Genomic DNA, 13,452 nt, shown 5'->3' on the forward strand with positions numbered 1-13,452 from the left:
AGAAGCACCGTCAGCAGGCTGGCGACGAGCATGGCATCCGCCAGCAACAATTCGAGAATCAGCAGCACGGCTCAGAACCGCTCGGGCCGCAGCAGCGCATAGGTGAGATAGGCCAGGAGGCCGAACGAAACGGTACCGGCGAGGGCATAATCGAAGATCATGATCCGCTCCGTCACAGCCGTTCGCAGGTATAGGTGTAGCCGATCGCGAACGCGAACAGGCCGAAGGCCAGCGCCAGCATCAGAATGTCCATCATGGAGATACTCCTCGTTGCGCCCTGATGTCAGGCGCAACCGCTTCTCGGGGATCCGACGAGGCTCGAAGGAAACGCAGGCGCATTTCCGCGGAGCACCGGCCCGGACTTTGACCGCGCTGAAGTGACACCACGGGCATAGGTTTTCGAGATGAGGGCTATGACGAAGTTATAGGAATCTCATAAAGGCTGGTGGCGGGGGCTAGCGACACACGCTTGTCGTCCTGTCGAAAGCCGATGTGGCAGGTCCGCCGCATCGCCTATGACGACGGCGAGTGGCATTGTGCGCTGTCGCGCGAGCGTGAGCTACCGGACTGCTGGACGCCGCAGTCGAGACGCCACGATCGGCGCGGCGCCCGCCCCGAACAAGTAGCATGCAACTACTGAAGGGAAATCTCGAGCAGGCGGTCACCGCGACCGTCCTGAGGCGCGCAGCGCGGCCGCGATGCCCGGTTGAGGCCGCATATCCCGCGGAAAAGACTCGGCCGATCTGGCGCAATTTCACGGAACCGTGTAGAGCGGTTTTATGAGCACAAGCAGCGTCAACGTGGTCGCCCACCCCTTGGTCCAGCACAAGCTCTCCTTGATGCGCGAGAAGGACCGCTCGACCAAGAGCTTTCGCGAGATCCTGAACGAGATCGGGATGCTGCTCGGCTACGAGGTGACGCGCGACCTGCCGCTGGAGCTGGTGGACATCGAGACGCCGATCGCCCCGATGCAGGCGCCGAAGATCGCCGGCAAGAAGCTCACCCTGGCGCCGATCCTGCGCGCGGGCGTTGGCTTCCTCGACGGCATGCTGGCGCTGATGCCCTCGGCGCGCATCGCTCATATCGGGCTGTACCGCGACCCCGAGACGTTGCAAGCCGTGGAATATTACTTCAAGGCGCCGCAGGACCTGTCCGATCGCACCGTGATTCTGATGGACCCGATGCTGGCCACCGGCAATTCGGCCTGCGCCGGCGCGTCCCTGCTCAAGGCGCGCGGTGCCCGCGACATCCGCTTCGTCTGCCTCTTGGCCGCGCCCGAGGGCATCGCGCAGTTCCAGAGCGAGCATCCCGACGTGCCGGTCTGGACCGCCGCGATCGACGAGCGGCTCAACGACCACGGCTACATCGTGCCGGGCCTGGGCGACGCCGGCGATCGGATGTTCGGCACCAAGTAGACAGCTTTGCACGATCGGGTTACTCCGATCGCCATGCTGATCGACAGATATTCGCTGCAAGCGCTGATCCCGACCGAGGCGGCCAGTCGCGTCCTCGTGTTCGATGGCACGCCGATCTCGCGTGCGGAGCTCTCAAGAAGGATCGAGCAGACCGCCGCCTGGCTCGCCGCGCAGGGCATCGGGAGGGGCGACGTCGTCGCGGTCTGGCTGGTCAACCGGATCGAATGGCTCGCGCTGCTGTTCGCCGCCGCCCGCCTGGGCGCGGTCGTCGCTGCCGTCAATACGCGCTATCGCAGTGCGGAGGTCGCGCATCTGCTCCGCCTGTCCGGTGCCAAGCTCATGGTGATCGAGGCCGCGTTTCGCTCGATCGATTTTGCCGCCATTCTCGCCGATGTCGCCAAGGACGAGGTGCCCGGGCTGCAACAGCTTGCCGTCGTGGGCAAGACCGCGATCCCCGCGCAATGGCCGAGTGTGCGGTTCGACGCCTTCGACAGGTCCTATCCGCCTGCCCCGCCGGCTCAGGAGGACGTCGATCTGCCCGTCCTGCTGTACACGACGTCGGGCACGACCAAGGGCCCGAAGCTCGTCGCCCATTCGCAGCGGACGCTGGCCACGCATGCCGCGTCCGTCGCCAAGGCGCTGCAGCTTGATCCGCAGCGCCATTCGCTGCTGGCGATGCTGCCGTTATGCGGCACTTTTGGCATGACGAGCCTGCTCGGTTTCATCGCAGCGGGCGCGACCATCCATGTACTCGATGCTTTCGAGGCGGCGCCGGCCGTGCGAATCCCGGGGGAGTGCAGGATCACGCATTCATTCGGCTCGGACGAGATGTTCCGCCGCATCCTCGCGCTCACCGATGCACCACGACCGTTTCCGCATCTCGAAATCTGCGGCTTCGCCGCATTCCAGCCCGGCTGGCGCGAGCTGGCCGCGGAGGCCGAGATGCGCGGCATGCCGCTGTTCGGCTTGTACGGTTCGAGCGAGGTGCAGGCGCTGTTCTCGATCGGCCGCGGCAGCGATGCCTTCGCCGATCGCATCGAAGGCGGCGGCTGGCCGATGTCACCGGACGCAAAAATCCGCATCCGCGATGTCGAGACCGGCGAGCTTGCGGCCCAGGGCGTCTCCGGCGAGATCGAGATCAGCGCGCCGTCGTGCTTCCTCGGCTACTTCAACAATCCCGAGGCGACGCGGGAACCGATCACCGCCGATGGCTTCTTCCGCACCGGCGACATCGGCCGGCTGCGCGGTGATGGTTCGTTCGTCTACGAGACCCGTGCCGGCGATGCGATGCGGCTCGGCGGCTTCCTGGTCGCGCCCGGCGAGATCGAAGACGAGCTCAAATCGTGCGCCGGTGTCGCCGACGCCCAGGTGGTCGCGATCGACCTGAAGGGACAGGCCCGCTGCGTCGCCTTCGTGATCCCAGCTGGAGAGCCGCCGCGACAGGAAGCGCTGATCGCCCATCTGCGCGAGCGGCTCGCCGGCTACAAGGTGCCGGCGCGGGTCTATATCGTGGATGCCTTCCCCGTCACCGACAGCGCCAATGGCGTCAAGATTCAGCGCGCCCGGCTTCGTGCCATGGCCATGGAACGGATCGCCGCCGAATAGGAACGGCCTTTTGAGTTTGCGCCGGAAGAGTCGCTCAGTAAGACTTGGCGAGGCCAAGCACCTTTTCCGCGATGAAGCTGAGCGCGAGCTGCGGACTGACCGGCGCGATGCGCGGGATCAGGATCTCGCGCAAATAGCGCTCGACGTGGAATTCCTTGGCATAGCCGAAGCCGCCATGGGTCATCACCGCCTGCTCGCAAGCCGAGAAGCCTGCCTCGCCGGCGAGATACTTTGCCGCATTGGCGGCAGCGCCGCAGGGCATGCGCTTGTCGTATTGCCAGGCCGCCGACATCACCATCAGCCAGGCCGCCTCGAGCTCGACCCAGTTCACCGCCAGCGGATGCTGGATGCCCTGGTTCTTGCCGATGGGCCGGTTGAACACCACACGCGTCTTGGCGTATTCGGTCGCACGCGATAGCGCGAGCTTGCCGAGACCGACCGCTTCCGCCGCGATCAGGATACGCTCCGGGTTCATGCCTTCGAGGATGTACTCGAAGCCTTTGCCTTCCTCGCCGATCCGATCCTCCATCGGAATTTCAAAGTCCTCGAAGAACAGCTCGTTGGAATCGACGATCTTGCGGCCCATCTTCTCGATCTCGTGGACCTTGATCTTGTTGCGGTCGAAATCGGTGTAGAACAGGCTGAGGCCGTGGGTCGGCGAGCGCACCTCTTCCAGCGGCGTGGTGCGCGCCAGCAGCAGGATCTTGTGCGCGACCTGCGCGGTCGAGATCCACACCTTCTGGCCGTTGACGATGTAGCGGTCGTTCTTGGCGACCGCGCGGGTCTTGAGTTGAGTGGTGTTGAGACCGGTGTTGGGCTCGGTCACTGCGAAACAGGCTTTCTCGCGACCCTCGACCATCGGCGGCAGCATGCGCTTGCGCTGCTCCTCGGTGCCGAACACGACGACGGGATTGAGTCCGAACACGTTGATATGCACCGCGGACGCGCCGGACATGCCGGCACCGGATTCCGCGATGGTGCGCATCATGATCGCGGCTTCGGTAATGCCTAGCCCGGAGCCGCCATACTCCTCCGGCACGCAGATGCCGAGCCAGCCGGCATCTGCCAGCGCCTTGTGAAAGTCGTGCGGGAAGCCGCCGTCGTGATCCTTCTTCAGCCAATAGGCGTCGGGAAAGCCTTCGCAGATCTTGGCGATGGCGTCGCGAATGGCTTCCTGCTGATCGGTGAGCGCGAAATCCATGTTCTTGATCTCCGTGCTAGGAGCCGCGGCGACTCACGTGCCCGATCTTTGAGCCCACCCAACCGGCGATGGAAGATTGCCGCACCGGACCTTCCCTCGCTTGCGTTCTTTAGCTCGAAAATCTCAGTACAGATACGTGAATTTGCCTGCCAAGTGCGTGTACCATGCATAGGGTCATGCGGCGCGACGGTGCGAGCGCGTCGTTATTTCGCAAGGAGGGAAACCGCGATGGCCGGGCTTTATTTCGAGGACTTCTCCGTAGGCCAAGAGTTCAGGCATCCGCTGACCCGGACCGTCACGGAGATGGACAACACCCTGTTCAGCCTGCTGACGCTCAATCCGCAGCCGCTGCACATCGATGCGCATTTCGCCGAGAAGACCGAGTTCGGCCAGCGCATTTTCAACAGTCTTTACACCCTCGGTATCATGATCGGCATGACGGTCTATGATACGACTCTCGGGACCACCGTTGCCAATCTCGGCATGACCGACGTCACTTTTCCAAAGCCGGTCTTCCACGGCGACACGTTGCGGGCGACGACGAAGGTGCTTTCGTTGCGGGAATCGAAATCGCGCCCGAGGGCGGGCATCGTCGAGTTCGAGCACCACGCCCTCAACCAGAACGACGAGATCGTCGGCAAATGCCGGCGCATGGCGATGATGCACAAGAGGCCGGTCTGATGCGTTCGATGCTGTTCGTGCCGGGTGATTCCCCGCGCAAATTCGAGAAAGCGAGCGAAGGCAAGGCCGACGCGCTGATCATAGATCTCGAGGATTCCGTCGTCGCCGAGAAGAAGGAGGAGTCGCGCGGGTTGACGCTGGCGATGCTGAAGGGCTCTCGCGGCCCGCACCAGCTCTATGTCCGTGTCAACGCGCTCGACACCGGAATGACGCTCGCCGATCTCGCCACGGTGATGCCGGGCAAGCCCGACGGCATCGTGCTGCCGAAATCGCAAGGCGGCGACGATGTGCGGCAGGTGGCGACCTGGCTCGAAGCGTTCGAGGCGGCGGCCGGCATCGCGGTCGGCGCGACGCGCATCGTCTGCGTCGCGGCGGAGACCGCCGGCTCCATCTTCGGGCTTGGCAGCTACAAAGGCTGCTCCCCTCGCCTCGCTGGACTGATGTGGGGTGCCGAAGACCTCTCGGCTTCGCTCGGCGCCACCGAGAAAGCCTCGGGCGGCGTGTTCCACAGCCCCTATCGGCTCGCGCGCGATCTCTGCCTGATGGCGGCGGCCGCGGCCGAGGTTGCGCCGATCGACACCGTCTATACCGACATCGACAATCTCGCCGGCCTCGACGCCGAGACGCGCGCGGCACGACGCGACGGTTTTTCAGCCAAGGCGCTGATCCATCCCAAGCATGTCGATGTCGTCAACGCGGCCTTCGAGCCGACGGAGGCCGAACGTATATGGGCGGAGAAGGTAATCGCGGCATTCGCGAGCAATCCCAATGCCGGCACGCTGCGGCTCGACGGCCAGATGATCGACAAGCCGCATCTTCGCGCCGCGAAGAAGATCCTGGGCCAACCCTAGATCGCCGTCACTTCGGCTGGCCGCGCGGGCGACCTTCAACCTGCCGAAGGTGTGTCGGTTGAAGCCGCGCCTCAGTCGAACCCCTGAACGGGCGGAGCCGAGGTCTGGGCCGGCACGGCAGGCGCGGCTTGAGCCGGCGGGGTCGGGTTGCCGGCAGCGCTCGTCTGGCCATTGGCAGCCATCGCCTCGCGCGTGCGCGGTGGGACGCGGGTCGCGGCCGCGCGACGTGGCGGCTGCCGGTGTCTTGCCGACGGCGAACCTCTCAGGCCCCAGGACCGGGCGATCGAAGGTCCGGCGGTATAACCAACCAGCGCTCCGGCGACGGCGCCGACCGGACCCAGTACGACCGCACCGGATAGGGCGCCGAGCGCTGCATCGCCCGCGCGCTCCTGCGCAACTGCGCTCGCCGGCACAAAAATCAGCATTGCAATAGCGGTGATCACGGCTTTGTTCATCGGAGCGCCTCCCTCGCGACAGACCACTCCTGCTCAAATATGGCCGTACCAAGTTCGCTTGCCGGCCAACCAAGGGCAATCGATGGAACTCGGCGTTAGCAGCTCTTGTGCCGTCAACCGGGGCTCCACGCGGGCCACTCAGCGCAACTGCTAGACGATCCTGATCGACATGTCCGGCAGACCCTCGAGCTTGCACACGAGCACGTCGCCTTTCACCACCGGGCCGACATTCTCCGGCGTGCCGGAATAGATGATGTCGCCGGCCTTCAGCTCGAACGCTTCCGACAGTTTTGCGATCTGCTCGGCGACACTCCAGATCATCTTGCTGAGATCGGAGTTCTGCCGGACGGTGCCGTTGACTGCCAGCGAGATCGCACCCTTCTCGAAATGGCCGGTCTTGCTTGCCGGGTGAATCGGACCGAGCACGGCCGCATGATCAAAGCTCTTGCCGATCTCCCAGGGCTTCTTCTCCGCGGCCATGCCGTTCTGAAGATCGCGCCGGGTCATGTCGAGCCCGAGCGCATAGCCATAGACATGGTCGAGCGCCTTCTCGACCGGAATGTTGGTGCCGCCGGATTTCAGCGCCGCAACCAGCTCGACCTCGTGATGATAGTTCTTGGTCAGCGACGGATAGGGATGATCGGCGACCTCGCCGATCGCGACGTTCTGAATCGCGTCGGTCGGCTTCTGGAAGAAGAACGGCGGCTCGCGGTTCGGATCCGAGCCGCGCTCGATCGCGTGCGCCGCATAATTGCGGCCGATGCAGTAGATGCGGCGCACCTGGAACACCTGGGTCTCGCCGACGATCGGGATCGTCACCATCGGCACCGGAAAGATCGGCTTGGGTCCGCCCTGCGCGGCGGCCGATGCGACCTCGGTCATCGAAACGGCGGTAGCCGCCGCAGCGGTTGCGAGCAAATCACGTCGCGTGGGTGAGGTCATCTCGGGTGCTCCCTTTGCCTTTGCTTGGGCAGCGTCATGCGCGCCGATCCGGCTGATAGTCGATATTCGGTGTGCCAGCAACATGGATCGGCGCGGCTTGCTGGATACCGCGCGGTGCGAACCCGCTAACGGACGAAACGGTTGCCAGCGGCGGCACTGCTTGTTTCGGGCGCGGGGGCGACTTTCACGACTGCCGTTAGCGGGGTCCCATTGCGCAGCAGGACGAGTTTGACCTCCTCGCCGATGCGCGCAAGGCCGATCGTGTTGCGGAGTTGGGCGGCGGTGCGGATCGGGCGGTCGTCGGCCCTGGTGATGATATCGCCCTTGCGCAGGCCTGCCTGTTGCGCCGGCGAATCCGCCGCAATCTCCGCGATGACGGCACCTTCGTTGAATCCCTTGTTGACTGATGGATGCAGGTCCTTCAGCGAAATGCCGATCCGGCCGCGCTCGACGCGGCCCTTGGCGACGATCTGCTCCATCACCTTCCGCGCCATGTTGACCGGAATTGCAAAGCCGATGCCGACATTGCCCCCGGCCGGCGAGATGATGGCCGAGTTGATGCCCACCAGTTCTCCGCGCAGGCTGACCAGCGCCCCGCCGGAATTGCCCGGATTGATCGCAGCATCGGTCTGGATAAAGTCCTCATAACCCTGCTTGCCGAGTCCGGCCCGGCCCAGCGCGCTGACGAGGCCGGACGTCACGGTCTGGCCGAGGCCGAACGGGTTGCCGATCGCAAGCACGAAATCGCCGACTTCGAGCGCGTCGCTGTCGCCGAAGGAAAGCGCCTTGAGCCCGGCCGGGTTCTGGATCTGGAGCACCGCAACGTCCGTCGGCGGATCGCGGCCGATGACCTTCGCGGAGAACTGCCGGCCATCCTTGGTGGTGATCTGAACGGCGGAGGTGCCTTCGACCACGTGATTGTTGGTGAGTACGTAACCGCGCTGGGCATCGACGATGACCCCCGAGCCGGTCGCGTTGACCTCCTTCTCGATCTGCCGGGGGACGTCGAAGAACTCGCGGAAGAGCGGGTCGCGATAGAGCGGATTGTCCTCGCGCACGCGGCCATGCACGGAGATGTTGACCACGGCCGGCGTCACCTGACGCACCAGCGGCGCCAGGGTCGGCACCGAGCCGCCCGTCTTCAGGTCCGGAATTTGGCCAGCGGCGGGCTGCGATGCTGTGAGCGTCAGCAACAGCAACGCCAGCGAAAGCAAACGCACAGCATTCATCTTCGTCACCTGCCGCCTAGCCCAGGATTTGAATGAAAGAACTTTGTGGCCTCAGTCACGCGGCGCGGCGATGAGACCGTGCATGGCCAGATAAGGAACGGCGAAGGCCGCCGAGGCCTGACCGATCAGCACGAGCGTCAGAACAGTGTGCGTGAGCATCATGCGGCTTGCCTCTCGGCGGCGGCCCAGGGCCGCCGCAACCGCATCGGGACGCCGCCCCCGCGCGGCGGGTCATCATTGTCATTGTCGCCGTCGAGCCGGCGCAACGCCGTCAGAATATCGGCGAGCCGTACGGTGTGGCTCATGCCTGGTATCTCGCGCAGAGCGGGACAGGATTCGACCGCGTACATGTCCGAGGCCCAGGATGACAGGATGATCCGCTTCTCCGGCGTGGAGAGTTCCTCGGCATTCAGGACGTCGGCAGGCGAGTCGTAATGGGCAGCGGGATGAAACAGCGGGTTGAGAGTGCCGGCATTGGTGTTCACGTTGGTCATCGGTCCTCCCCTCATGCTCCTTTCCAAGGGACGGGTTTGTTGACGATGGACGGCGGCGCCGACCGCCGCCGTCCGTGATTGATGCTAATGAGTGTTGATCGCGATGCGCTTGACGCCTTCGCGTGCTTTTTCCGACTTTGGCAGCGACACGGTCAGGACGCCATTCTTGAATGACGCCTCGGCCTTGTCCTCCTCGACGCCCTCCAGCGGGATCTGCCGCTCGAAAGCACCGTAATAGCGCTCGGTAAAGTATCTGCCTTCGCCGTTGCGCTCGGCTTTTTTCTCGCCGCGGAGCGTCAGGACGCCATTGGCGATCTCGACCTGGACGTCCTTCTCCTCCAGTCCGGGAAGTTCGGCCGAAACGGTTAGCGTCTTGTCGGTCTCGCTGAGTTCGACCTTTGGCCAGCCGAAACGGCCCTCCATCAGCGGCGACAGGCTGGTCCCGCCGAAGCCGCGGAAGACATCGTCGAACAGACGGTTCATCTCGCGATGAAGCGTCAGGAACGGATCGAAGTTATCGCGCGCAGGCGCGAGCTCCTGGTTCCTCGACCAGGGAATGAGATCACGAAAAGCCATGGTTCTCTCCTCCATGCATCGGGGAGCGCGGCGCGCATCCTAGCGCCGCGTTCCGCCGTTCGCTCGATCGAATGCTTAGGCTGCTTTCTTCTGCTCGATCTGCGATGCCGCAGGTGTACCGCCGTTGATCGCGATCCGGCGCGGCTTCATGGCTTCCGGAACCTCGCGGACGAGGTCGATGATCAGGAGCCCGTCCTGGAAGGAGGCCTGCTTCACTTGGACATAGTCGGCGAGGTTGAACACGCGGCGGAAAGGACGCGCGGCGATGCCCTGATACAGGTACTCGCGCGGAGCGCCCTCGGGCTTTCTGCCTTCGATCGTGAGCGCGTTCTGTTCGGCCGTCACCGTGATGTCGTTGGCGCCGAAGCCCGCGACGGCAAGGCTGATCCGGTAATGATCTTCGCCGGAACGCTCGATGTTGTAGGGGGGATAATTGTCCTCCGTCGCCTGGCGCAGTGTGCTGTCGACAAGGTCGGCCAGGTGATCGAAGCCGATGGTGGAGCGCCACAGGGGCGCGAAGTCGAAACTGGTCCTCATACCAAGTCCTCCAAAGAGCAAGATGGATACGAAGGAGCGCAAGGCGGGGATTTCAGACGGACCTAAAAAGACCAGCCCGGCGCCCGTGCCGGACCCGATTCTGGCATCCGGCACACCGCTCTCGCGGCGAAAAACGACTTAGAAAAACCGACATCAATTTCAAGGGGGCCGCCACAAATTTTTTGTGCCCCACCCTGGTTGATGCTCGGCTGACGGCCCGCCCCTCCCTGCCCGAGGCCACCGGCGGCAGGCGGCCCGGAAGCCCCCGGGATCGATCGCAGGGTAAAATAGAGATAAATTGACGAACTTGGCAAAGACCAGGGTTGCCTCTCATGCATCCGGACCGGCAACGCATGACGAAGCACCGGGCCGCATACGACAGCCGGGAATCCCGAAAGCACCCAACCGGTGGCGCAGCGGCATGCGCGCTGACGATTGCGCTGCTCGTGGCCGCAACGATGTGCGTGGCGCGCGCCGGCGACGGGCCCGTCGTGGCGGCGGACTTGAAGGCGATCGGAACGGTCGATACGCGCTTTCAGTCCTACAACATCGAGATGGTCGAGGTGACCGGCGGACGGTTCTGGAAGCCCTATCCGCGAACGGCACGGGCCTTCGACCAGCGGGATCGTTACAGCGCAAGACCGCCGATCGATCTGACCAATGCACGCCTGCGCCTGCTCGCCGCCGCCTTGTCGCCGGCCTATCTGCGCGTGAGCGGCACCTGGGCCAATGCGACGTTCTTGGCCGACGCGCCGGGAAAGCCGCCGCCGGGGTTCAATTCCGTACTCAGCCACCACCAGTGGCGCGGCGTCGTCGAGTTCGCGCGCGCGGTCGATGCCGAGATCGTCACCTCGTTTGCGATCAGTCCCGGCAGCCGCGATGCCGATGGGGTGTGGAAACCGGATCAGGCGCAGCAGCTCATCGACACCACGCGCGCGCTGGGCGGCCGCATCGCCGCCGCCGAATTCATGAACGAGCCGACGCTCGCAGCGACCAACGGCGCACCGGCCGGCTATGACGCGACCGCCTATGGGCGCGACTTCAAGATCTTCCGCGATTGGGTGCGGCGCGACTCGCCCGAGACCTTGATCCTCGGTCCAGGCTCCGTTGGCGACGCGCCATCGCCATCCGGGGTGGGCATCACCACGCGCGATCTGCTCGCTGCATCCGGTTCGGGCGTCGACCGCTTCTCCTATCACCACTACAACACGATCTCGCCGCGCTGCGGCGGGCACGATGATCCGGCGCAGGCGCTCTCGGAAGGATGGCTTGCACGCACGGATGCAACACGCGCGACCTACCAGGCGCTGCGCGACACATTCGAGCCGGGCAAGCCGATCTGGCTGACTGAGACGGCTGATGCGGCCTGCGGCGGCAGCCGATGGGACCGGACCTTTCTCGACACGTTCCGCTATCTCGACCAGCTCGGACGCCTGGCGAAGGCCGGCGTCCAGGTGGTGATGCACAACACCCTCGCTGCCAGCGACTACGGTCTGCTCGACGAAGCCACGTTCCGGCCACGGCCGAGTTACTGGGCTGCGCTGCTCTGGCGCCGGCTGATGGGACAGATCGTGCTCGATGCAGACAGGGCCGCTTCACCAGATCTTCATCTCTACGCCCATTGCCATCCGACCATGGCAGGTGCGGTGTCGCTGCTCGCAATCAACACGTCGCGCCGCGCATCGCGCCCGCTGACGCTCTCGGACTCAGCCGAACGGTACGCACTGCATGCGGCGCGGTTGCAAGGCACGATTGTGCAGCTGAACGACAAGACGCTCGCGCTGACTGCCGATGGCAGATTGCCCCGGCTTGAGGCGCACGCAACACCGGCAGGAGCAATCCGGCTCGCGCCGGCGACCATCACCTTCCTGGTGTTTCCGAACGCGGCAAATCCCGCCTGCTCGCCGCGACGATGAGGCGGCCGAGCCGGCCGCCATAGTGCCCGATGGTCGCGCCGCCGATCAGCCGCGCCGTGAAGCCGACCGCATAGGTCGAGAACACCGCGAGCGTGCCAACATGCGTCGTCGTCGAGTTCTCCGCTGGCGCAGAGACCCTGTCGCTGCCGTGCCCTGCCCGTCGATTCCGGTGCTCATCATCGCCAAATCGCGCTGGAATGAGCACCGATGCTCCAAACTCATGTCCTGCACGGACCCTGACTGCCAAATCCGGCCTCGCATTCGCCATTGACAAATTCATTCGCTATTATCTAACTTGCAGCCACAAGACCAGCCGCGCCAAGCGGCCAATAAGCGAGGGAACGACGATGAGAGGGCTTTTGGCTTACGCCATGCTCGCGGCCATGACGTCTGCTGCTACTGCACAAGTCTCGGACGACGCGGTCCGGATCGGCGTGCTGACGGACCTGTCGAGCTGGGGCCGCGACAACAGCGGACCTGGCTCGGTCGAAGCCGCCAAGATGGCGGTGGAGGAATTCGGGCCGACCGTGCTCGGCAAGCCGATCGAGATCATCAGCGCCGACCACCAGATGAAGACCGACGTCGGCGTGCAGATCGTGCGCGGCTGGTTCGACAACGGCAAGGTCGACGCCGTCGTCGACATCCCCAATTCCGGCATCGCCATCGCCGTTCACAACATGGTGCGCGAACGCAATAAGATCGCCCTGCTCTCGGGCCCCGGCGCGAGCTCGCTGACCGACGAGCTGTGCAGCCCCAACACCGTGCATTTCACCTACGACACCTACGCGCTGTCGAAGGTGACGGCTTCCGCCGTGATCAAGGAAGGCGGCAAGTCCTGGTATTTCATCACCGCCGACTACGCTTTCGGCCAGCAGCTCGAGAAGGACGCAACCCGCTTCATCAACGAGATGGGCGGCAAGGTGCTCGGCGGCGTCAAGCACCCGACCAATACGGCCGACTTCTCCTCCTTCGCGCTCCAGGCCCAGAGCTCGAAGTCCGACGTGGTCGCGTTCGCCAATGCCGGCCAGGATACCGACAACGCCATCAAGCAGTCGGGCGAATTCGGGCTGGTGCAGGGCGGCCAGAAGCTGGTCGGCCTGTTGATGTTCGACACCGACGTGCACGCGATCGGCCTCAAGGCCGCGCAGGGCACCTATATGACCACGGCCTCATACTGGGCCATGGACGAGGCGACCCGGGCCTGGTCGAAGAAGTTCTACGAGCGCACCAAGGTGATGCCGACCATGATCCAGACCGGCGTCTACGGCTCGGTGTTGCATTATCTCAAAGCCATCAAAGCCGCCGGAACAGACGATTCCGCCAAGGTCATGGCCAAGATGCGCGAGCTGCCGATCGAGGATACATTCGTCCATGGCGGACGCTTGCGCGAGGACGGTCGCGTCATCCGCGACATGTATCTCGCCAAGGTGAAGTCGCCCGAGCAGTCCAAAGAGCCGTGGGATTATCTGGACATCGTCAAGACTGTGAAGGGCGAGGACGCCTTTCGCCCGGTCTCCGAGTCCAAATGTCCGCTCCTGAAGAAGTGAGAT

General features: G+C 64.4%; 15 protein-coding genes. 6 read left to right on the forward strand and 9 right to left on the reverse strand.

The features are described from left to right. Window positions 1–71: 71 nt before the first annotated feature. The gene (locus IVA98_RS24565; protein WP_247295912.1) at window positions 72–161 is read right to left on the reverse strand and encodes a K(+)-transporting ATPase subunit F; all 90 of its coding nucleotides are present in this window, start codon (window positions 159–161) and stop codon (window positions 72–74) included. 618 nt (window positions 162–779) lie between these two features. Between IVA98_RS24565 and upp the strand changes: the two genes are divergently transcribed. Further along, a complete protein-coding gene (gene upp, locus IVA98_RS24570; protein WP_130216606.1) occupies window positions 780–1,415 on the forward strand; it encodes a uracil phosphoribosyltransferase in 636 nt (211 codons plus the stop codon). Between the two features lie 33 nt (window positions 1,416–1,448). Next, complete coding sequence (locus IVA98_RS24575) at window positions 1,449–3,020, forward strand: AMP-binding protein (RefSeq protein ID WP_247295910.1); 1,572 nt, start codon at window positions 1,449–1,451, stop codon at window positions 3,018–3,020. 34 nt (window positions 3,021–3,054) lie between these two features. Here IVA98_RS24575 and IVA98_RS24580 read toward each other — a convergent pair whose 3' ends face one another. Beyond that, window positions 3,055–4,221, reverse strand: coding sequence for an acyl-CoA dehydrogenase family protein (locus IVA98_RS24580; RefSeq protein WP_247295908.1), 1,167 nt, complete (start codon window positions 4,219–4,221; stop codon window positions 3,055–3,057). Window positions 4,222–4,449: 228 nt separating this feature from the next. Here IVA98_RS24580 and IVA98_RS24585 point away from each other — a divergent pair, with 228 nt between their 5' ends. Together IVA98_RS24585 and IVA98_RS24590 are read left to right on the forward strand one after the other, a co-directional pair. Then, entirely contained in the window at window positions 4,450–4,902 is a 453-nt protein-coding gene (locus tag IVA98_RS24585) for a MaoC family dehydratase (protein ID WP_209959275.1), read from the forward strand. Further along, complete coding sequence (locus IVA98_RS24590) at window positions 4,902–5,753, forward strand: HpcH/HpaI aldolase/citrate lyase family protein (RefSeq protein WP_247295906.1); 852 nt, start codon at window positions 4,902–4,904, stop codon at window positions 5,751–5,753. Before IVA98_RS24585 ends, IVA98_RS24590 begins: the two co-directional genes overlap by 1 nt. A gap of 71 nt (window positions 5,754–5,824) precedes the next feature. Here the strand turns inward: IVA98_RS24590 and IVA98_RS24595 are convergent, their stop codons facing one another. From IVA98_RS24595 to IVA98_RS24620, 6 genes are all read right to left on the reverse strand, one after another. After that, window positions 5,825–6,208 (reverse strand): hypothetical protein, encoded by a 384-nt coding sequence (locus IVA98_RS24595; RefSeq protein WP_247295904.1) that lies wholly within the window; start codon window positions 6,206–6,208, stop codon window positions 5,825–5,827. Window positions 6,209–6,358: 150 nt separating this feature from the next. After that, the gene (locus IVA98_RS24600; RefSeq protein ID WP_247295902.1) at window positions 6,359–7,150 is read right to left on the reverse strand and encodes a fumarylacetoacetate hydrolase family protein; all 792 of its coding nucleotides are present in this window, start codon (window positions 7,148–7,150) and stop codon (window positions 6,359–6,361) included. A gap of 125 nt (window positions 7,151–7,275) precedes the next feature. Then, the gene (locus tag IVA98_RS24605; protein WP_247355660.1) at window positions 7,276–8,379 is read right to left on the reverse strand and encodes a trypsin-like peptidase domain-containing protein; all 1,104 of its coding nucleotides are present in this window, start codon (window positions 8,377–8,379) and stop codon (window positions 7,276–7,278) included. 158 nt (window positions 8,380–8,537) lie between these two features. Continuing rightward, window positions 8,538–8,873, reverse strand: a complete 336-nt coding sequence (locus tag IVA98_RS24610) for a hypothetical protein (protein WP_247295898.1) — start codon at window positions 8,871–8,873, stop codon at window positions 8,538–8,540. Window positions 8,874–8,957: 84 nt separating this feature from the next. Then, window positions 8,958–9,449: an Hsp20/alpha crystallin family protein gene (locus IVA98_RS24615; protein ID WP_247278318.1), complete on the reverse strand. Its 492-nt coding sequence runs from the start codon at window positions 9,447–9,449 to the stop codon at window positions 8,958–8,960. A gap of 75 nt (window positions 9,450–9,524) precedes the next feature. Further along, window positions 9,525–9,986 carry an Hsp20 family protein gene (locus tag IVA98_RS24620; RefSeq protein ID WP_247278317.1) on the reverse strand — a complete coding sequence of 154 codons (462 nt, stop codon included), beginning with the start codon at window positions 9,984–9,986 and terminating at the stop codon, window positions 9,525–9,527. 353 nt (window positions 9,987–10,339) lie between these two features. Here IVA98_RS24620 and IVA98_RS24625 point away from each other — a divergent pair, with 353 nt between their 5' ends. Continuing rightward, window positions 10,340–11,902, forward strand: a complete 1,563-nt coding sequence (locus tag IVA98_RS24625; protein WP_247295896.1) for a glycosyl hydrolase family 79 N-terminal domain-containing protein — start codon at window positions 10,340–10,342, stop codon at window positions 11,900–11,902. Here IVA98_RS24625 and IVA98_RS24630 read toward each other — a convergent pair. Then, a complete protein-coding gene (locus IVA98_RS24630) occupies window positions 11,847–12,107 on the reverse strand; it encodes a hypothetical protein (RefSeq protein WP_247296134.1) in 261 nt (86 codons plus the stop codon). The genes IVA98_RS24625 and IVA98_RS24630 overlap by 56 nt on opposite strands. A gap of 142 nt (window positions 12,108–12,249) precedes the next feature. On the opposite strand from IVA98_RS24630, the gene IVA98_RS24635 reads away from it, so the two are divergent. Further along, a complete protein-coding gene (locus IVA98_RS24635) occupies window positions 12,250–13,449 on the forward strand; it encodes an ABC transporter substrate-binding protein (protein ID WP_247295894.1) in 1,200 nt (399 codons plus the stop codon). Window positions 13,450–13,452 lie beyond the last annotated feature (3 nt).

Origin of the sequence: Bradyrhizobium sp. 160 (assembly GCF_023073735.1) — a bacterium.
In the GTDB taxonomy this organism is placed as follows: domain Bacteria; phylum Pseudomonadota; class Alphaproteobacteria; order Rhizobiales; family Xanthobacteraceae; genus Bradyrhizobium.